We start from the raw sequence: 18903 nt of genomic DNA on the forward strand, positions 1-18903 counted from the left end.
GGAGGCCTGATCATGACCGCTTCGACCGATACCCAGGCCCTCGACCCGGCCCTGCTCTACCCCTCGCCGCTCAAGGAGTTCTGGCAGGCCTTCGCCCACAACAAGGGCGCAGTAGCCGGAATGCTGTTCATGTGCCTACTGGTGTTTTGCGCGCTGTTTGCCCCCTGGGTGGCGCCGTTCGATCCCAGCGAGCAGTACCGCGACTTCATGCTGACCCCGCCAGCCTGGCTCGCCGGCGGCCAACTGCAGTTTCTCCTGGGCACCGACGAGCTGGGCCGCGACCTGCTCTCGCGACTGATGCACGGTGCCCGCCTGTCGCTGCTGATCGGCCTGGCCTCGGTCGTGCTGTCGCTGATCCCCGGCATCCTGCTGGGCCTCACCGCCGGCTTCTTCCCGCGCCTGCTTGGCCCCGCGATCATGCGCCTGATGGACATCATGCTGGCGCTGCCGTCCTTGCTGCTGGCGGTGGCCATCGTCGCCATCCTTGGCCCGGGGCTGATCAATACCATCTTCGCCATCGCCATCGTCTCGCTGCCCTCCTACGTGCGCCTGACCCGCGCCGCCGTGATGGGCGAGCTGAACCGCGATTACGTCACCGCCGCGCGCCTGGCCGGCGCCAGCCTGCCGCGCTTGATGTTCGTCAGTGTGCTGCCCAACTGCATGGCGCCGCTGATCGTGCAGGCCACCCTGAGCTTTTCCTCGGCGATTCTCGACGCCGCCGCCCTGGGCTTCCTCGGCCTAGGCGTACAACCGCCGACGCCGGAGTGGGGCACCATGCTGGCCTCGGCCCGCGACTATATCGAGCGCGCCTGGTGGGTGGTCACCCTGCCCGGCCTGACCATCCTGCTCAGCGTGCTGGCGATCAACCTGATGGGCGACGGCCTGCGCGATGCGCTCGACCCGAAGCTGAAGAATGCCCAGTGAGGACATCCAAATGAACATGACAGCTTTTGCAGGATCGGAGCCGCGCCCATGAGCCTGCTCGACATCAAGAACCTCAGCGTGCGCTTCGGCGACGCCAACGCCGTGCCGGTGGTCGATGGCCTCGACCTCTCGGTGGACAAGGGCGAGGTGCTGGCCATCGTCGGCGAGTCCGGCTCGGGCAAATCGGTGACCATGATGGCGCTGATGGGCCTGATCGATGCCCCCGGCATCGTCCACGCCGACAGCCTGCAATTCGACGGCACCGACATGCTCAGGCTCAAGGGGCGCCAGCGGCGGCACATCGTCGGCAAGGACCTGGCGATGATCTTTCAGGACCCGATGACCTCGCTCAACCCCAGCTTCACCGTGGGCTTCCAGATCGAGGAAGTGCTCCGCCAGCACCTCAACCTCTCCGCCAAGGCCGCCCGCCAGCGCGCCCTGCAACTGCTCGAACGGGTCGAGATTCCCGCCGCCGAAAGCCGCCTCGGCGCCTACCCCCATCAGCTTTCCGGTGGCATGAGCCAGCGCGTGGCGATCGCCATGGCGATTGCCGCCGAGCCCAAGCTGCTGATCGCCGACGAACCGACCACCGCGCTGGACGTGACCATCCAGGCACAGATCATGGCGCTGCTGCTCGACCTGCAACGCGAGCAGGACATGGGCCTGGTGCTGATCACCCACGACCTCGCCGTGGTCGCCGAAACCGCCCAGCGCGTCTGCGTGATGTACGCCGGCCAGGCGGTGGAGATAGGCCGGGTGCCGCAGCTGTTCGACGCGCCCAGCCACCCCTATACCGAGGCGCTGCTCGCGGCGATCCCCGAACACAGCCTGGGCGCCCGACGCCTGGCCACCCTGCCCGGCATCGTCCCCGGACGCTTCGACCGCCCCCAGGGCTGCCTGCTCGCACCACGCTGCCCCTACGTGCAAAGCAACTGCCAGGCGCAGCGGCCGACGCTGGCCCCCCAGATCCACGGCGCGGTGCGCTGCTTCTATCCGCTCAATCAGGAGGTCACCTGATGACTGACGCCCCGCGCAACAGCAGCGTGCTCAGCGCGCGCGAGTTGACCCGCCACTACGCGGTATCCCGCGGCCTGTTCAAGGGCCACGCCACGGTGCAGGCGCTCAATGGCGTGTCCTTCGAGCTGCAGGCCGGCAAGACCCTGGCCGTGGTCGGCGAATCCGGCTGTGGCAAGTCGACCCTGGCCCGTGCCCTGACCCTGATCGAGGAGCCCTCATCCGGCTCGCTGCAGATCGCCGGCCAGGAAGTCAGCGGCGCCAACAAGGCCCAGCGCAAGCAACTGCGTCGCGACGTGCAGATGGTCTTTCAGAACCCCTACGCCTCGCTCAACCCGCGGCAGAAGATCGGCGACCAGCTGGCCGAGCCGCTGCTGATCAATACCTCGCTGGCGCGCCTCGAACGCCGCGACAAGGTGCAGGCGATGATGCAGCAGGTCGGCCTGCGCCCCGAGCACTACCAGCGCTACCCGCACATGTTCTCCGGCGGTCAGCGCCAGCGCGTGGCCCTGGCCCGGGCCATGATGCTCAACCCCAAGGTGCTGGTGGCGGACGAACCGACCTCGGCGCTGGACGTGTCGATCCAGGCCCAGGTACTCAACCTGTTCATGGACCTGCAGGAACAGTTCGACACCGCCTACGTGTTCATCTCGCACAACCTCTCGGTGGTGCGCCATGTCGCCGACGACGTGCTGGTGATGTACCTCGGCCGGCCGGTCGAGATGGGCCCGCAGGAGCTCATCTATGCCCGCCCGCTGCACCCCTACACCCAGGCGCTGCTCTCCGCCACGCCGACCATCCACCCGGACCCGAGCAAGCCGAAGATCAAGATCGTCGGCGAACTGCCCAACCCGCTGGCGCCCCCCAGTGGCTGCGCCTTCCACCAGCGCTGCCCCTATGCGACCGAGCGCTGCGGCGTCGAGCAACCGCAGTTGCGCCTGCTCGATGCCCGGCAGGTGGCCTGCCATCACGCGGAGACGATCAACGGCTGAAAGGAGCCTGACTCCCCTTGTAGGAGCGGGCCATGCCCGCGAAAAACGCTCGAAGGGTATAGGTCGCGGCTGAACCCAGATCAGCGGCCAAAGAACCGATAGAACTCACGCACCTCGGCCTGGGCCTCGCCAATCTCGACCGGGCGGAAGCGCAGCTGGTGGTGCGGCGGGCACTGGGCCAGGCGCGCCTGGTCGAGCGGATGCAGCCAGCCGAGGATGGGGTAGCCGCCCATGGTCTGGTGGTCGGCCTGCAGGATGATCGGTTGACCGTCGGGCGGCAGCTGGATCGCCCCGCGGCCGACGCCTTGTGACCACTGCCGGCTCGGTGCGCGCAGGGCCTCGCCGAGCAGGCGTGCGCCCATGCGATCGGACTGCGGGCTGAGCTGCCAGTCCTGGCTGAAGAAGGCCTGCAACTGCTCGGGTGCGAAGCGCGGCGCATCGCCGCCGCTGATCACCCGCAAGTGAGCCGGTGCCCGGTAATCCGGCTGATACGGCCAGGGCACGCTGGCGCCGCGCGCCAAGCTGGCCGGTTGGCAGGACAGCAGATCGCCGGCGCGCAACGGCTCGCCCTTGCCCCGCAAGCCGCCCAGCCCTTCACGCAGTTGGGTGCTGACGCTGCCCAGCAGAGGCGGCGCAGCAAAGCCGCCGGCCACCGCCAGGTAGGCGCGCTGGCCGCTGCGGGCAAAGCCCAGGCGCAGGCGCTGCCCGGCCCTGAGCGGGAAGCGCGACCAGGGGGGCAGCGGCGCACCGTCGAGCGTCGCCGCGACCTGCGCGCCGGTCAGCGCCAGCCAGGTATCCAGCTCGCTCTCCAGCTCCAGATGACCCAGGGCGATCTCCAGCAGCGGGGTGCCCCAGGGATTGTCCAGCAGGCGATTGGCCCAAGCGGCGGCATGCAGATCCAGCGGCCCGGCCGGCGATACGCCGAGGTGCTGCCAGCCGTGCCGACCGGCGTCCTGCAACAGGCTCAGCGGGCCCGGTTTGAGTATCCGCAGGCCGCTCATAATGGCCCGCCCTCGGCGCGGAAGGTCTGCTCGTCGACTGCCACGAAACGCACCCGATCGCCCACTACCAGCGGGCACGGCGGCTCGCGCCGGACATCGAACAGCCGCCAGGGACACAGGCCGAGCAGGTGCCAGCCGCCGGGCGAGGCCTGGGGATAGACCGCGGTCTGCCGTTCGGCGATGGCCAGGCTGCCGGCTGGCACCAGGGTGCGCGGCGTGCTGCGGCGCGGCAGGGCCAGGCGCTCATGCAGGTCGCCCAGGTAGGCGAAGCCCGGGGCGAAACCGATGGCGCCGACACGGTACTCGGTGGCGCTGTGCAGTTCGATCACCTGTGCCACGCTCAGCCGGCACAGACGCGCCACCTCGGCCAGGTCGGCACCGGCATACCAGATCGGAATTTCGTGCAGGCGCCCCGGCTCGGCCGGCAGGGGCTCGGCGAGCCAGCGCTGCAGCAAAGGCGTCAGGCGTGCGGTCAGTTGCAGGTGATCGGTACGGGTCAGGTCGTAGTGCAGCAGCAAGCTGGTCCAGCTTGGCTCCAGATCACGTAGCAGCGGACCCAGTTCGTCACGGATGCGCTCGGCCAGCAGGGCGATGCGCAACGGCAACTGCGGGTCGGGCTCCTCGGCCAGCACCAGCAGGAGTGCTTCGGCGCCGGCCGGTTCGAGGCGCATCATGTGGCGTCCAGCAGCGCCCGCAAGCGCCGCAGCACGGCCAACGACTCGGCATTGTCGCCATGCACACAGAGGCTGTCGGCACAGAGTTGCAGCGGTTTGCCGTCGATATCGGCAAAGGCTTCACCCTGGGCGATGGCCAGGCCCTGATCGAGAATCCGCTGCGGATCGCGGTGCAGCGCATCGGCCAGCCGCCGGGGCGCCAACTGGCCGTCGGCCAGGTAGGCACGGTCGGCGAATGCCTCGAAGACCAGCGGCACGTCGGCGGCATCGGCAAACTCCAGCTCGCGACGGTTGTCGACCAGCGCCAGGACCATCAGCGGCAAGCCCTTGCGGTAGCTGGCGCAGGCATCCAGTACCGCCGCGAGCAGGGCATCGTCGCGCACCAGGTCGTTGTACAGCGCGCCATGGGGTTTGACGTAGGCTACCTGGGTGCCGGCGGCGCGGCAGAAGGCATCCAGCGCGCCGATCTGATAGAGCACCAGCGCGGTGACTTCTTCCGGCGAGCAGGCCAGATGCCGGCGGCCGAAGCCGGGCAGGTCGGGATAGGACGGATGGGCGCCAATGCTGACCCCGTGCCGCATCGCCAGGGTGACGGTGCGCTGCATGGTCAGCGGGTCGGCGGCGTGGAAGCCGCAGGCCAGGTTGGCCTGGTCGATCAGGGGCATGGCCAGCAGGTCGTCGCCCATGGTCCAGGCGCCGAAACTCTCGCCCATGTCGCAGTTCAGCAGGATTCGTCTGTTCATAGTTACCAGCTTAGAGCCGCATCGCCGTGGCGTGAAGCCCGGCAGTGCGCTCGGAGCGGGTAAAAGCAACCTAAGGTCGCGCTGGGCGCCAGGCGTCGAGCGCAGTGGGCAGGCGTTTTTTCACAGCCTTTCAGTACAGATCGCGGCGATAGCGGCCCTGCTCCGTCAGTTCGCGGACCCCGGCCGCGCCCAGTACGTCATGCAGCACCGCGTCCACCCCTGCCGCCATCCCTACCCGGCTGCCACACACATACACAGCCGCACCCGCGGCCAGCCAGGCGCGCAGCAGGTCGGCGGCTTCGCCCAGGCGATCCTGCACATAGAGCTTCTCTGCCTGGTCACGGGAGAAGGCCAGGTCCAGGCGCGCCAGCTCGCCGCTGGCCAGCCAGCCCTGCAGTTCGCCCTGGCAATAGGAGTCATGGGCGGCGTTGCGCTCGCCGAACAGCAGCCAGTTGCGCCTGTAACCGGAGGCAACACGCGCCTTGAGCAGGCTGCGCAACCCGGCCAGGCCGCTGCCATTGCCGATCAGGATCAACGGCCGGTCATCCGCTGGCGCATGGAAGCCGCTGTTGCGCCGCACTCGCGCCAGCAACTGGCCGTGCAGCGGTGCATGCTCGGTCAGCCAGCCGGAGCCGAGGCCAAGGCTGCCGTCGACCTGCCGCTGCTGGCGCACTATCAGCTCCAGCACGCCGTCGCTGGGCAAGGAAGCGATCGAGTAATCGCGCGCCGCCAGTGGCACCAGGGTATCCGACAGGGCCTGGGCAGACAGGCCGACCAGCTGAGCGACACTGTCCGGCAGCTGCTTGCCCAGCAGCGCCTGACGCAAGGGTTGAGGCCTGCCGTCGAGGCTGACCGACTCGCTACCCTCCAGGCCATGGGCCCGCAACCAGGCCTGTACCCGGCTCTCGGCCTGACGGGGCAGCACTTCGAGGATATCGCCGGCGCACCAGTCGACCGGCTGGCTGGGATTGAGGCCCAGCAGGTAGGTCGGCGCCCCCTGACTGCCCGGATTGAGCCGCTCGCGCCGACCCAGCGTCCAGCGGGCAAAAGGCGGCGCAGGGTTGCCGAGCGGCTGCGCGCCGGTCAACTCGCCGAGCTGGCGCTGCCACCTGGCCAGCGCGCTGGCGTCGCCGGCATCCACCTGCACCGGGGCGAACAGGCTGCGGGCGCCCTGACGGGCCAACCAGTCCTGCACGCGCAGGGCGAATCCGCAGAACTGCGCGTACTGACGGTCGCCGAGGGCGAGCATGGCGTAGCGCAGGTGTGGCAGCGCCAGGGCTTGGCCGAGCAGCTTGCGCTCGAATCCACGGGCACTGTCCGGCGCCTCGCCATCGCCGCAGGTGCTGAGCACGAACAGCGCGTGCTGCGCCTGGCGCAGCCTCTGTTCGTCGAGCCGGGCCAGCGGCTGCACCTCGACCGCCAGGCCGGCCGCCTGCAGTTGCCCGGCGGTCTGCCAGGCCAGGCGCTCGGCGAAACCGCTCTGGCTGGCGAAGCCGATCAGCCAGGCGCCGGCGCCGCTCGGAGTCGAGACCAGGGCGCCACGGGTCGCGCGCAGCGCCCGCTGGTTGCGCCGGCGCTCGAGGTAGAGCAGCCAACCGGTGATGGCGAACAGCGGCATGGCCAGGCTGGCCAGCAGCATCAGCAGACGCCCGGGCAGGCCGAAGTAGCTGCCGACATGCAGGGCATAGATGCTGCTCAGCAGCTGCGCGCCGAAGGGCTGGTCGGCATAGCGCTGGTGGCGCTTGACCTCGCCGCTCAGCGGGTCGAGCTGGAGCTGGTTGAACGCGCGCGAATGTGGGGCATCGTCGAGCAGGTAGAACACGCTCGCCGGTTGCCCGGCCGCCAGCGGCAGGCGCAGATTATAGGCGCTGAGCCGGGCGCCAGTGCTGCCCTGTATGCCGGCCCAGAGAGCCTGATAGTTGACCTCCGGCGGCTCGCCGCCAGCCGGCGACGGCCCCCGACGGCCGCGCTGCTGCCCGGCCGGCTCGTCACTGAGCAAGCGGGTCAGGCCTTCGCGGTACCAGTCGTAGGACCAGTACAGCCCGGTCAGCGCGGCGCACAGGTAGAACGCCAGGCACCAGGTGCCGGCCACCGCATGCAGGTCCCAGTTGAAGGCACGGCCGCGCTTGGCCCAGTCGAAGGTGAGCCAGACTCGCCAGTTCAGGGCCTGGCGTGGCCAGCGCAGGTACAGGCCGGACAGGCAGAAGAACAGCAGCGCCAGGGTGCAGGCGGCGGTGACCTGCTTGCCGTACTCGCCTAGTGCGAGGAAGCGATGCAGCCGCAGCATCAGGTCGAAGAAGCCCTGCCCGCTTGGCTCGGCGAGCAGCTCGGCGCGGTAGGGGTCGAAATAGCGCATGGGCCCGCGGCGTTCGCCGGGTGCCGGGGCGAAGGCCACCCGCGCGGCCTGGTCGCTGCCCGGCTGCAGCCACAGGCCGACCACCCGCTGGCCGCTGGCCGCCTCCAGACGTGGCACCAGCTCGGCCGGTGGCAGCACGACCGCGTCGCTCACCGCCACCTGCAGCACCTCGGGATTGAGCGCGCGCAGCAGTTCGTCCTGGAACGAATAGGCGGCGCCGGTCACGCCCATCAGGGCCAGCACCAGGCCGGCACTGATGCCGAGCAACCAGTGCAACTGGAACAGGATTTTCTTCACCACGGGATTCACCTTGCAGGAATGTCGGCACCAGAGGCACGGGAGCGCGCAGCGTCAGAGATCAGCCCAGCGCCGCAGCAGGTTGTGGTACACCCCGGTCAGCTGCACGCTGCTGGCATGCCCCGCGCCCAGTTCGCGGTTGAGTTGCTGGATGCTGCTGTCCAGGTCGAACAGCAGGCTGCGCTGGCCGTCGTCGCGGACCATGCTCTGCAGCCAGAAGAACGAACAGACCCGCGCGCCGCGGGTGACCGGATTGACCCGGTGCAGGCTGGTGGCGGGATAGAGGATCAGGTCGCCGGCCGGCAGCTTGACGCTGTGGGCGCCGTAGGTGTCCTCGACCAGCAGTTCGCCGCCGTCGTATTCGTCGGGGTTGGTGAAGAACAGCGTGGCCGACAGGTCGGTGCGCACCTTCAGGCCGCTGGCGCGGTCCTCGCGCACCGCGTTGTCGACGTGCAGGCCGAACGACTGGCCGCCCTGGTAGCAGTTGAACAGCGGCGGGAACACCTTGCTCGGCAACGCCGCGGCGATGAACAGCGGGTTGCGCTCCAGTGCGGCGAGGATCAGCTCGCCCATGGCCCTGGCCTCGGGGCTGTCCTGGGGCAACTGCAGGTTGTCCTTGGCCATCGCCGACTGGAAGCCGGCGGTCTCCTTGCCGTCGACCCACTGCGCCTGCTGCAGCAGCTGACGACACTCGGCCACCTGCGCCGGGCTGAGGACCTGGGGAATGCGCACCATCATGATTGGCGATCTCCGAGTACGCCAAGGCCCCGTCCTGCGACGGGGCCCCGGCTCTATGGCTGTGGCTTAGAAAGAGAAGTTGGCGGCGAGGATCGCCGTGCGCCCCTCACCCGGCACCAGCGCGGAGGATCGGGTGGCCGAACCGGTATTGCTGCGCACGCGGTCGTAGAACTCCTCGTTGAACAGGTTGCGCACGTTCAGCTGCAGGTCCAGCTGCGGGCTGACCCGATAGCCGAGCATGGCGCTGTGCACCCAGTAGTCCGGCACCTTGGTGGTACTGGCCACCGAGACGTTGCGCTGGCTGACGTACTGCGCGCCGTAGCCGAGCTGCACGCCGGCCGGCAGGTCGTAAGTGGTCCACAGGCTGAACGAGCGCGGCGGCGTGTTGGCCAGCGCCTGGCCTTCCTCGGCCGGGGTGTCGGACTTGATGATCTCGCTGTCGAGGTAGGTGAAATTGCTGAACAGCTGCCACTGCTCGGTCAGCTTGCCCGAGGCGCCCAGCTCGAAGCCGTCGACCCGCTGCTTGCCGTCGAGCACCACCGGGTCGGCCAGCGGGTCGTTGCTGTCGATCCGCCCGTTGCTCTTGGTCACCCGGAACAGCGCGGCGTTGAGCGCCAGGCGCTGGTCGAACAGCTCCCACTTGGTGCCCAACTCCCAGGTCTCGTTCTCTTCCGGGTCGAGGTTCTCGGTGCTGGCACTGAGGCCGGCGCCACGGGATACCAGATCTTCCGCCGAGGGGTTGAAGGAGTTGCCCCAGGCCAGGTAGATGCTGCCGTTGCGCACCGGCTTGTAGACCAGGCCGAGGCGGCTGCTGAGTGCCTCGTCGGTGCTGGCGAACCTGGTGTAGGGACCGGTAACGCCGCTGGCGATGGTGGCGCTCCTGGCCGTGCCCTCGATGTGGTCGTAGCGCAGGCTGCCGTTGACCTCCCAGTGCTCGCTGAGCTCGATGCGGTCCATCAGGTAGAGCGCCCGGCCGTCCAGGTCGGCGCTGGTCCTGGCGGTGTCGCGCTTGTTGGTGGTGCCGGCGTAGTAGCCCGGCGGGTTGTCCAGGTCGAACACCTGGCCAGTGAAGTCCAGGCCGTAGGTCAGGTTGGTGCGCTCGTAGCGCTCGCGGGAGACTTCCGCACCGCTGACCAGGGTGTGGGCCAGGCCGCCGGTGTTGAAGCGCCAGGTCAGGTTGGTCTGGTTGATCGCCAGCTTGGTGCTGTAGTCGCGGCCATAGCCCTGGGGCCCGGCCGGCACATACTGACCGGCGGCCAGGCCGTTGGTGTTGACGTGCGCGGCGGAGACCACGGTGAGGCGCTCGACTTCCGAATAGCGGGTCAGGTTCTGCAGGCTCAACTGGTCGTTGAACGCATGGTCGAACTTGACGGTGAAGGTCTCGGTGTCGGTCTCTTCGCTGTCGATGTTGCGGAAGCCGTAGTAGTTGTCGCGGTCGACGCCCGCCAGCACCTTGCCGTCGCGGGCCGGCAGGCCGTAGTCCGGCAGGTCCTGGTCGGACTGGCGGAAGTAGCTGAGGGTGAGCTGGGTCGGGGTGCCTATGCCGAAGGTCAGCGAGGGCGCGATGCCCCAGCGTTCCTGGTCGATCTGATCGCGCTCTGCCACATCGTTCTGATGGCCCATCAGGTTCAGGCGGAAGACCGCGCCGGCACCCTCCAGGGCGTCCAGCGGCTGGTTGATGTCGGCAGTCAGGCGCTGGTAGTGGTCGGTGCCGACGCCGATGCTGGCGTGATTGAAGGCGCGGGCCTGGGGCGTCTTGCTGACCAGGTTGATGCTGCCGCCGGTGGTGCCGGCGCCGCCGTATACCGAGTTCGGCCCCTTGATCACCTCCACCGACTCCAGATTGAAGGTGTCGGAGCGGCTGGTCTGGGCGGCGTCGCGCAGGCCGTCGATCTGAATGCTGCTGTTACCGCTGAAGCCGCGGATATTGATGCTGTCACCCAGGCCGCCCCCGCCTTCGCCGGCGGCGAAGGTGATGCCGGACACGTTGGACAGCACCTGGCGCAGGCTCAGGGCGTTCTGCTCCTGGATCATCGCCTCGGGGATCACCGTGATGGTCTGCGGGGTGTCGAGCAGCGGCGCGCTGTACTTGGGCGAAGACGCCTGGTCGACCTTGTAACCCTCCTCCTGCTGGCCCTTGACCGTGACGCTGCCGAGCTCGAGCGGATCGCGCTCGGCGCTCTGCGCCGCCAGGCTGCCGCCGGCCCAGGACGCCACGACCAGGCCGATCGCCGACGCCAGCAGGCGGCGTTGCGGTAGGCCGGCGAGGGTTCTTTTGTCACACATGCTCATGAGAATTACTCCCAGTTAGATTGGGCGAGATTCTATTCGATAAATGATCTCAATCAAGAATAGTTTTCATCTTTATCAGACTTTTCACCTGCTCTCTCTGCTGGGAAGCCAAAATGCAAAAACCCGCCAGAGGGCGGGTTTTTGTGGGAACGCGATGCTTACAGGTAGTAGGCCTTCAGCGGCGGGAAGCCGTTGAACTCCACCGCGCTGTAGCTGGTGGTGTAGGCCCCGGTGGACAGCCAGTAGAGGCGGTCGCCACTCGCCAGATTGAGCGGCAGGCCGTACTTGTAGTTCTCGTACATGATGTCGGCGCTGTCGCAGGTCGGCCCGGCGATGACCACTTCTTCCATCTCGCCTTTCTTCTCGGTGTAGATGGGAAACTTGATGGCCTCGCCCATGGTTTCGATCAAGCCGCTGAACAAGCCGACGTCGGTGTACACCCAGCGCTCGACTGCGGTACGCGACTTGCGCGCGACCAGCACCACTTCGCTGACCAGAATGCCGGCGTTGGCGATCAACGAGCGGCCCGGCTCGAGGATGATTTCCGGCAGGTCATCGCCGAAATCGTCCTTGAGGAAGCGGATGATTTCCTCGGCGTAGGTTTCCAGGCTGTTGGTGCGGGTGATGTAATTGGCCGGGAAGCCGCCGCCCATGTTGATCATCTTCAACTCGATGCCGTCTTCTTCCTTGAGACGCTCGAAGATCACCTTGACCTTGGCAATGGCCGCGTCCCATACGGAAATATCGCGCTGCTGCGAGCCGACGTGGAAGGATACGCCGTAGGGCACCAGGCCCAGTTGGCGGGCGAGGATCAGCAGGTCCATGGCCATGTCGGTCTGGCAGCCGAACTTGCGCGACAGGGGCCAGTCAGCCGTGGTCGAACCCTCGGTGAGGATGCGCACATAGATTTTCGAGCCCGGCGCGGCCTTGGCGATGTTGCGCAGGTCGGCTTCCGAGTCGGTGGCGAACATGCGCACCCCCTTCTCGAAGAACAGGCGGATGTCCTTGGCTTTCTTGATGGTGTTGCCGTAGCTGATGCGCTCCGGGCCGACACCACAGCTCATGACCCGATCCAGCTCGTAGATCGAGGCGATATCGAAGCTTGAGCCTTTGTCCTTGAGCAGGTTGATGATCTCGACCGCCGGGTTGGCCTTCACCGCGTAGTAGACCTTGGCGAATTCGAAACCAGCGCGCAGGTCGTCGTAGGCCTGATCGATGATTTTGGTATCGATCACCACGAACGGGGTTTCGTGTTGATCGGCGAAGGCCTTCATTTTCTGGAAGGTTTCTCGGGGGTAATAATCTTCGACCTGAATCGGCATGCGCGGGACTCCAAATGGCAAAACACACAAAGGTAATTAGGGGGGCCTTGCCAACTAATAGCAAGGCCGCGAACGCCTGATCAGTTTCCCCACTTTGGTTCGCCTACTTCCCAAGGCATGTCGCCGAGTATCGAAATCGATCTCTCGTCGTCAGTACTTGAGCCGGATGGATCGTTGCCAGCATGGACGTTCGGGCGCGAACTTTAGGACCATGGACAGCTTAGATCAATCAAAAATTGTCGTATTCCCACCCGGTTTTTTCGGCTGACTCATGGGTCGTTGCGGATTCAAAACAAGGCGTCGTGAAATGCTGCACAACGCCCGGCAAATTGCATGTTTCCCGCTCTGACTACAGGTCTCCGCGCTGAGGGCCGTTTACCGTTATAATCGACGCCTTTTTTGACAGACAGACTATCAGTCGACGGGTTCCCCCAGCATGAGCAACCAGGCCGCCGAAGTCGCCAAAAGGCGCACATTCGCCATCATCTCCCACCCGGACGCCGGTAAAACCACGATTACCGAGAAACTCCTGCTGATGGGCAAGGCGATCGCCATCGCCGGCACGGTGAAGTCGCGCAAGTCCGACCGCCACGCGACCAGCGACTGGATGGAGATGGAAAAGCAGCGCGGCATCTCCATCACCACCTCGGTGATGCAGTTCCCCTACCGCGAGCACATGATCAACCTGCTCGACACCCCCGGCCACGAAGACTTCTCGGAAGACACCTACCGCACCCTGACCGCCGTGGATTCGGCGCTGATGGTGCTCGACGGTGGTAAGGGTGTGGAGCCGCGCACCATCGCCCTGATGGACGTGTGCCGCCTGCGCGACACCCCGATCGTCAGCTTCGTCAACAAACTCGACCGCGACATCCGCGACCCGATCGAGCTGCTCGACGAAATCGAGGCGGTGCTGAAAATCAAGGCCGCGCCCATCACCTGGCCGATCGGTTGCTACCGCGACTTCAAGGGTGTCTACCACCTGGCCGACGACTACATCATCGTCTACACCCCAGGCCACGGCCACGAGCGCACCGAGACCAAGATCATCCAGCACCTGGACTCCGACGAAGCCCGCGCCCACCTCGGCGACGAGTACCAGCGCTTTGTCGACCAGCTGGAACTGGTCCAGGGCGCCTGCCACGAGTTCGACCAGGACGAGTTCCTCAACGGCCAGCTGACCCCGGTGTTCTTCGGCACCGCGCTGGGCAACTTCGGCGTTGACCACGTCCTCGACGCGGTGGTCGACTGGGCGCCCAAGCCGCTGCCGCGGGTCGCCAACGAGCGCACCGTCGAACCCGCCGAAGAGAAATTCAGCGGCTTCGTGTTCAAGATCCAAGCGAACATGGACCCCAAGCACCGCGACCGGATTGCCTTCATGCGCATCTGCTCGGGCAAGTACAGCCAGGGCATGAAGATGCGCCATGTGCGCACCGGCAAGGATGTGCGCATCGGCGATGCCCTGACGTTTTTCTCCAGCGAGCGCGAAATGCTCGTCGAGGCCTACGCCGGCGACATCATCGGTCTGCACAACCACGGCACCATCCAGATCGGCGACACCTTCACCGAGGGCGAGACGCTGGGCTTCACCGGCATCCCGCACTTCGCCCCGGAGCTGTTCCGCCGCGTGCGCCTGAAGGATCCGCTGAAATCCAAGCAGCTGCGCCAGGGCCTGCAGCAGCTGGCCGAGGAAGGCGCCACCCAGGTGTTCTTCCCCGAGCGCAGCAACGACATCATCCTCGGTGCTGTCGGCGTGCTGCAGTTCGACGTGGTCGCCAGCCGCCTGAAGGGTGAATACAAGGTCGAGTGTGGCTACGAGCCAATCACAGTTTGGTCGGCGCGCTGGATCGAGTGCAGCGACAAGAAGAAGCTCGAGGAGTTTTCCAACAAAGCGGTGGAAAACCTCGCCATCGACGGCGGCGGCCACCTCACCTACCTGGCGCCAACCCGGGTCAACCTGGCGCTGATGGAAGAGCGCTGGCCGGATATAAAATTCCGCGCCACCCGCGAACACCACTAAGCGCATGACCGGCGAGGGGCAACCCCTCGCCGTGTCCGGTACGGCCGGGCTAGGCCGCGACCGGCGTGGCGAACACAATCACCCCCAGAGCAACCAACAGCGCGGCGGCAAAGCCCCAGGCACGCCACCTGTCCCCCCGATGCTGGGCGGCCAGCGCCGCCTGCAAGGCCTGCAGGGCGTAGTAGATGACGAACATCTTCGAGGCGTAGGTGATGATCTCGTAGATATTCGCCGTCCAGGTGATGGCGATGGCCACCAGCGCAGTGATCAGGTTGCCCAGGCGCACCGGCACCCGCCCGCCCGAAGCACCGGCCAGCAAACCGCCGGCGCCGTTCATGTCGGCTACCGCCGCCGACAGCTGCGAGGCCAGTGCGGTGAGGATCAGTAGCGGCGCCACGGCGGTGCCCAGCGGCCGCAGCAGGTCGATGATCGCGGTTTCCCCACCCTGGGGTGGCAAGCCGTCGGTGAACAGACTGGTAATCAGCAACAGAAACGCCAGGTAGATCGCGGTGGCAATCCATTGTGACCAACGCATGCTGCGCACCCGGGTGGCCGGGTCATATTTGCTGCCCAGGTAGCGTGAAGTCTCGAAGCCCTGTACCAGAATCACCAGCCCCAGGAGAATCTCCAGCGCCTGCCAACCGTGCACATGTTGCTGGCCTACCCAGGCCAGCTCGCCCGCCGTGAACGCCGACAGGTTGACCTGCGCCAACACCGCCAGCAGACCGCCGATCAGTGACAGCTTCAGGGCGACCACCAGCACTTCGAGGCGCTCCAGTCCGGCGAGGCCGCGCAGCGCCCCGAGCAGGCCGATCGAGGCAATCACCGCAGTCGACACCAGGCGAATCCAGAACGGGTCGAGTACCTCGCCGAGACGCAGGCCAAAGGCGGCGAACAGATTGAGGTAGTAGGCCACCGAGACAAAATAGGCCAGCGACAAGGCCAGCTCGGAGAGACGCTCCAAACCTAGCTGATAGCGCGGTGGCTGATTAGTCAGGCTCGGCTCGACATACGTGATGTTGTAGCGAATGGACGCACCGAACCAGTAGCCCAGCGCACACAGGCCAAGTATGGCCAGCCAGGCCCAGTTGCCCACGGTATGCGCCAGGATCGGCCCGGCCACCAGGAAGCCCGAGCCGATGATCGAGGCCAGCGGCGTGACCGTCGCCCGCCACATGGGCGCAGCTAGCAGCCTGGGCCGAAACATCAGACAGGCGAACAACAGGGTCACGCCAATCTGTACGCCATTATTGATGCTCAGCATCGTGCCCTGCCATCCACCCGAATTCAGGGGCCGAATCCTGCCGTTCAGGGGCACGGCAAGGCAAGCGGAGTTTACGCACATCCCCCTGCCGGCCCGTGCTGGCGTTCGGCGCGCTACACTGACCATCCCAGAGCGCCTGCTATCCGGGGAAACCATGGAAACCCCCTCTCCACCTATTGCCCCGACCCCCACCCAGCGCCTGCGTGAGCGCCGCCGGCGGTTGCGCAGCCTGCGTCAGCGTGCGGCTTTCTGGATCGGCGCCTTGCTGGTTGGCTTGATCGCCCTGGCCTTCGCCTGGCTGGCCGACCATGCCTTCGAGCAGTTCGAATGGCTGCTGGAGCAGAGTGTCTACTGGCCCTGGCTGGTTACCCCGCTGGGCTTCGCCCTGCTCGCCTGGCTGACCCAGGGCTGGCTGAAGGAGGCCAAGGGCAGCGGCATCCCGCAGGTAATCGCCTGCCTGGAGCAACCCTCGACGCGCCTGCGCAACCAGCTGCTGGCCGTGCCGGTGGCCGTCGCCAAGATGCTGCTGACGGTGGTGGCACTGCTCTGCGGCGCCTCGGTCGGCCGCGAAGGCCCGACCGTGCACGTGGGCGCGGCACTGATGTATAACTTCGGTCGGCGCCTCGGCCTGCATGGTCGCCATGCACTGTCCGGGCTGATCATGGCCGGTGGCGCCGCCGGCATCGCCGCCGCCTTCAACACCCCGCTGGCCGGGGTGGTGTTCGCCATCGAGGAGCTCAGCCACCGCATGGAGCAGAACTTCAACGGCCTGATCCTGATGGCGGTGCTGATCGGCGGCATGGTCACCCTCGGCCTGATGGGCCACTACAGCTACTTCGGCGAGCTCAGCGCCGAGCTGCCACTGAGCCGCGCCTGGCTGGCGGTGCTGGTCTGCGGCCTGCTCGGCGGCGTGCTCGGCGGCCTCTATTGCCGCCTGGTGCTGCCGGCCAGGCGCGGTCCGCTAGCTGTGCTCGGCGCCTGGCGGGCGCGCCGCCCGGTGCTGTTCGCCGCGGCCTGCGGTCTGGTCCTGGTGGTGCTCGGGGTGATTTCCGGCCAGCACGTGTTCGGCACCGGCTATGCCGAGACCCGCGCCCTGCTCGAAGGCGAGCCGCAGACCGACGCCCTGTTCATCCTGTGGAAGTTCCTGGCCAACGTGGTGTCCTACCTGGCCGGGATTCCCGGCGGCCTGTTCTCGCCGTCGCTGGCGGTCGGTGCCGGCATGGCGCCCTGGCTGGTCGACTGGATTCCCGGGATCGACCTGCAGACCGCCGGCCTGCTTGGCATGGCCGCCTACCTGGCCGGCGTGACCCGCACGCCACTGACCGCCACGGTGATCACCATCGAGCTGTCGCACAGCCAGGACATGGCCCTGCCGATTCTCGCCGCCAGCCTGCTGGCCAGCAGCATCTCCGCACGCATCTCGCCGGTGGCGCTGTACCGCGCCTTCGCCGATCAGTTGCTGGACAGCATCGCGCCGCTGCGAGAAAAATCCAAATAAGCCGGTGAGCGCGCCAGAGGGGCTTTCGCCTCAGGCCACCGCATCGGCGAGCAGCGGCTGCACCTCGCCCCGCTTGATCAACGCATACACCACCCCGGTCAGCAGGCTGCCGGCGACTATCGCCAGCAGATAGAGCAGCGCGTGATTGATCGCATTGGGGATCAGCAGCACGAACAGGCCGCCGTGCGGTGCCATCAGCTTGCAGCCGAAGTACATCGACAGCGCACCGGTCAGGGCGCCGCCGGCGATGCTCGCCGGAATCACCCGGAACGGGTCCTTGGCCGCGAAGGGAATCGCCCCTTCGGAGATGAAGCACAGCCCCAGCACCCCGGCGGCCTTGCCGGCTTCACGTTCGCTCTGGGCGAACTTGTGCCGGGCGATAACAGTGGAGATGGCCATGCCGATCGGCGGCACCATGCCGGCGGCCATCACCGCGGCCATGGGCGCGTAGCTCTGCGACGCCAGCAGGCCGACGGAGAAGGCGTAGGCGGCCTTGTTGATCGGCCCGCCGAGGTCGACGCACATCATGCCGCCGAGCAGCAGGCCAAGCAGGATGGCGTTGGTGCTGCCCATGCTGTCGAGAAAGCTGGTCAAGCCGACCAGCATGCCCGCCACCGGCTTGCCGACCACATAGATCATCACCAGGCCGGTAAACAGGCTGGCCAGCAGCGGGATGATCAGAATCGGTTTCAGCGCCTCGACGCTGGCCGGTAATTGCACCCAGCGGGCGATGGCCTTGGCCGCATAGCCGGCGAGGAAGCCGGCGATGATGCCGCCGATGAAGCCCGCGCCCAGCGAGCTGGCGAGCAGGCCGCCGATCATCCCCGGCGCCAGGCCGGGACGGTCGGCGATCGAATAGGCGATGTAGCCGGCCAGCACCGGCACCATCAATTTGAACGCAGCCTCGCCACCGATCTGCATCAACGCGGCGGCCAGGCTGCCCTCCTGCTTGAACGCCTCGATGCCGAAGACGAACGACAGGGCGATCATCAGGCCGCCAGCCACCACCATCGGCAACATGAAGGACACCCCGGTGAGCAGATGCTTGTAGGCCCCGCCCTGTGCCGCGGGACCGGACTGCGCGGCTTCGGCGCTGCCGCCAGCGGCCAGGGGTTGTGCTTCGAGCAGGGCCCGTTCGAGGGTCTGCCGGGGCTGCTTGAGGGCCACCCCGGTGCCGCAGCGAAAGACCTTCTTGCCGGCGAAGCGGGCGGTGTCCACCTCGATATCGGTGGCCAGCAGCACCACATCGGCGGCGGCGATGGCGGCGTCATCCAGCACGTTGCGCGCACCCACCGAGCCGCGGGTTTCCACCTGCAACTGGTAGCCGAGCTGCTCGGCGGCCTGCTGCAGGGCCTCGGCAGCCATGAAGGTGTGCGCCACCCCGGTCGGGCAGGCGGTCACCGCGACCAGGCGTGGCCGGGCCGGCGCCTCGGCGAGTGCCGGCGCATCCTGCTGCAGGATCTCGGCGCATTCGGCGGCGGCGAGCAGGAACTGCTGCGGGTCGACCAGCGCTTCGGCCGGCGTGGATTGCACCAGGCGTTTGCCGACGAAACGTTGCAGCGACAGCTCGCCGGTCTTGACCACCACCACCAGTTCGGCGGCGGCGATGTCGGCATCGCTCAGCGGCGAACCTATCGCCTTGGGGTCGTGGACCTCGACCCGGCTCGTCCAGCCCAGACGCTGGGCGGCGGCTTCCAGTAAACGTGAGCAGAGCACGCTGGTAACCATGCCATTGGGGCAGGCGGTGACGATCAGCAGATTCATGGCA

General features: G+C 67.0%; 14 protein-coding genes. 5 read left to right on the forward strand and 9 right to left on the reverse strand.

The window, feature by feature from the left end; all coding sequences use genetic code 11:
- Positions 1 to 12 precede the first annotated feature (12 nt).
- Genes LJY18_RS01625 through LJY18_RS01635 form a run of 3 tightly spaced genes read left to right on the forward strand, consistent with a single transcriptional unit; the run spans position 13 to position 2930 of the window.
- Positions 13 to 924, forward strand: coding sequence for an ABC transporter permease subunit (locus LJY18_RS01625; RefSeq protein ID WP_238039989.1), 912 nt, complete (start codon positions 13 to 15; stop codon positions 922 to 924).
- A 48-nt stretch (positions 925 to 972) separates the two neighbouring features.
- Complete coding sequence (locus LJY18_RS01630; RefSeq protein WP_238039990.1) at positions 973 to 1941, forward strand: ABC transporter ATP-binding protein; 969 nt, start codon at positions 973 to 975, stop codon at positions 1939 to 1941.
- Positions 1941 to 2930 carry a peptide ABC transporter ATP-binding protein gene (locus tag LJY18_RS01635; protein ID WP_238039991.1) on the forward strand — a complete coding sequence of 330 codons (990 nt, stop codon included), beginning with the start codon at positions 1941 to 1943 and terminating at the stop codon, positions 2928 to 2930. The genes LJY18_RS01630 and LJY18_RS01635 overlap by 1 nt, the downstream gene beginning before the upstream one ends.
- Before the next feature lie 80 nt (positions 2931 to 3010).
- Here LJY18_RS01635 and LJY18_RS01640 read toward each other — a convergent pair whose 3' ends face one another.
- From LJY18_RS01640 to LJY18_RS01670, 7 genes are all read right to left on the reverse strand, one after another.
- Positions 3011 to 3931 carry a biotin-dependent carboxyltransferase family protein gene (locus LJY18_RS01640; RefSeq protein WP_238039992.1) on the reverse strand — a complete coding sequence of 307 codons (921 nt, stop codon included), beginning with the start codon at positions 3929 to 3931 and terminating at the stop codon, positions 3011 to 3013.
- Entirely contained in the window at positions 3928 to 4605 is a 678-nt protein-coding gene (pxpB, locus tag LJY18_RS01645; RefSeq protein ID WP_238039993.1) for a 5-oxoprolinase subunit PxpB, read from the reverse strand. Before pxpB ends, LJY18_RS01640 begins: the two co-directional genes overlap by 4 nt.
- Positions 4602 to 5348, reverse strand: a complete 747-nt coding sequence (locus LJY18_RS01650; protein WP_238039994.1) for a 5-oxoprolinase subunit PxpA — start codon at positions 5346 to 5348, stop codon at positions 4602 to 4604. Before LJY18_RS01650 ends, pxpB begins: the two co-directional genes overlap by 4 nt.
- A gap of 130 nt (positions 5349 to 5478) precedes the next feature.
- Complete coding sequence (locus tag LJY18_RS01655) at positions 5479 to 8004, reverse strand: PepSY domain-containing protein (protein ID WP_238039995.1); 2526 nt, start codon at positions 8002 to 8004, stop codon at positions 5479 to 5481.
- Positions 8005 to 8055: 51 nt separating this feature from the next.
- Positions 8056 to 8739: a Fe2+-dependent dioxygenase gene (locus LJY18_RS01660; protein WP_238039996.1), complete on the reverse strand. Its 684-nt coding sequence runs from the start codon at positions 8737 to 8739 to the stop codon at positions 8056 to 8058.
- 66 nt (positions 8740 to 8805) lie between these two features.
- Positions 8806 to 11025 (reverse strand): TonB-dependent receptor, encoded by a 2220-nt coding sequence (locus LJY18_RS01665; RefSeq protein WP_238041095.1) that lies wholly within the window; start codon positions 11023 to 11025, stop codon positions 8806 to 8808.
- A 164-nt stretch (positions 11026 to 11189) separates the two neighbouring features.
- The gene (locus LJY18_RS01670; protein WP_238039997.1) at positions 11190 to 12353 is read right to left on the reverse strand and encodes a type III PLP-dependent enzyme; all 1164 of its coding nucleotides are present in this window, start codon (positions 12351 to 12353) and stop codon (positions 11190 to 11192) included.
- 436 nt (positions 12354 to 12789) lie between these two features.
- Here LJY18_RS01670 and LJY18_RS01675 point away from each other — a divergent pair, with 436 nt between their 5' ends.
- The gene (locus LJY18_RS01675) at positions 12790 to 14373 is read left to right on the forward strand and encodes a peptide chain release factor 3 (protein ID WP_238039998.1); all 1584 of its coding nucleotides are present in this window, start codon (positions 12790 to 12792) and stop codon (positions 14371 to 14373) included.
- A 49-nt stretch (positions 14374 to 14422) separates the two neighbouring features.
- Here the strand turns inward: LJY18_RS01675 and LJY18_RS01680 are convergent, their stop codons facing one another.
- Entirely contained in the window at positions 14423 to 15637 is a 1215-nt protein-coding gene (locus LJY18_RS01680; protein WP_238039999.1) for a hypothetical protein, read from the reverse strand.
- Between the two features lie 154 nt (positions 15638 to 15791).
- Here LJY18_RS01680 and LJY18_RS01685 point away from each other — a divergent pair, with 154 nt between their 5' ends.
- Positions 15792 to 17135 (forward strand): chloride channel protein, encoded by a 1344-nt coding sequence (locus LJY18_RS01685; RefSeq protein WP_238040000.1) that lies wholly within the window; start codon positions 15792 to 15794, stop codon positions 17133 to 17135.
- Between the two features lie 30 nt (positions 17136 to 17165).
- Here the strand turns inward: LJY18_RS01685 and LJY18_RS01690 are convergent, their stop codons facing one another.
- Positions 17166 to 18899: a fructose-specific PTS transporter subunit EIIC gene (locus LJY18_RS01690; RefSeq protein WP_238040001.1), complete on the reverse strand. Its 1734-nt coding sequence runs from the start codon at positions 18897 to 18899 to the stop codon at positions 17166 to 17168.
- Between the last annotated feature and the right edge of the window lie 4 nt (positions 18900 to 18903).

The organism is Pseudomonas sp. MMS21 TM103 (assembly GCF_022132145.1).
GTDB lineage: Bacteria > Pseudomonadota > Gammaproteobacteria > Pseudomonadales > Pseudomonadaceae > Aquipseudomonas.

Bases quoted from the DNA above. Each gene is read 5' to 3' on its own strand.
- LJY18_RS01625 (WP_238039989.1), top strand. From the start codon at position 13: ATGACCGCTTCGACCGATACCCAGGCCCTCGACCCGGCCCTGCTCTAC.
- LJY18_RS01630 (WP_238039990.1), top strand. From the start codon at position 973: ATGAGCCTGCTCGACATCAAGAACCTCAGCGTGCGCTTCGGCGACGCC.
- LJY18_RS01635 (WP_238039991.1), top strand. From the start codon at position 1,941: ATGACTGACGCCCCGCGCAACAGCAGCGTGCTCAGCGCGCGCGAGTTG.
- LJY18_RS01640 (WP_238039992.1), bottom strand. From the start codon at position 3,931: ATGAGCGGCCTGCGGATACTCAAACCGGGCCCGCTGAGCCTGTTGCAG.
- pxpB (WP_238039993.1), bottom strand. From the start codon at position 4,605: ATGATGCGCCTCGAACCGGCCGGCGCCGAAGCACTCCTGCTGGTGCTG.
- LJY18_RS01650 (WP_238039994.1), bottom strand. From the start codon at position 5,348: ATGAACAGACGAATCCTGCTGAACTGCGACATGGGCGAGAGTTTCGGC.
- LJY18_RS01660 (WP_238039996.1), bottom strand. From the start codon at position 8,739: ATGATGGTGCGCATTCCCCAGGTCCTCAGCCCGGCGCAGGTGGCCGAG.
- LJY18_RS01665 (WP_238041095.1), bottom strand. From the start codon at position 11,025: ATGTGTGACAAAAGAACCCTCGCCGGCCTACCGCAACGCCGCCTGCTG.
- LJY18_RS01670 (WP_238039997.1), bottom strand. From the start codon at position 12,353: ATGCCGATTCAGGTCGAAGATTATTACCCCCGAGAAACCTTCCAGAAA.
- LJY18_RS01675 (WP_238039998.1), top strand. From the start codon at position 12,790: ATGAGCAACCAGGCCGCCGAAGTCGCCAAAAGGCGCACATTCGCCATC.
- LJY18_RS01680 (WP_238039999.1), bottom strand. From the start codon at position 15,637: ATGCTGAGCATCAATAATGGCGTACAGATTGGCGTGACCCTGTTGTTC.
- LJY18_RS01685 (WP_238040000.1), top strand. From the start codon at position 15,792: ATGGAAACCCCCTCTCCACCTATTGCCCCGACCCCCACCCAGCGCCTG.
- LJY18_RS01690 (WP_238040001.1), bottom strand. From the start codon at position 18,899: ATGAATCTGCTGATCGTCACCGCCTGCCCCAATGGCATGGTTACCAGC.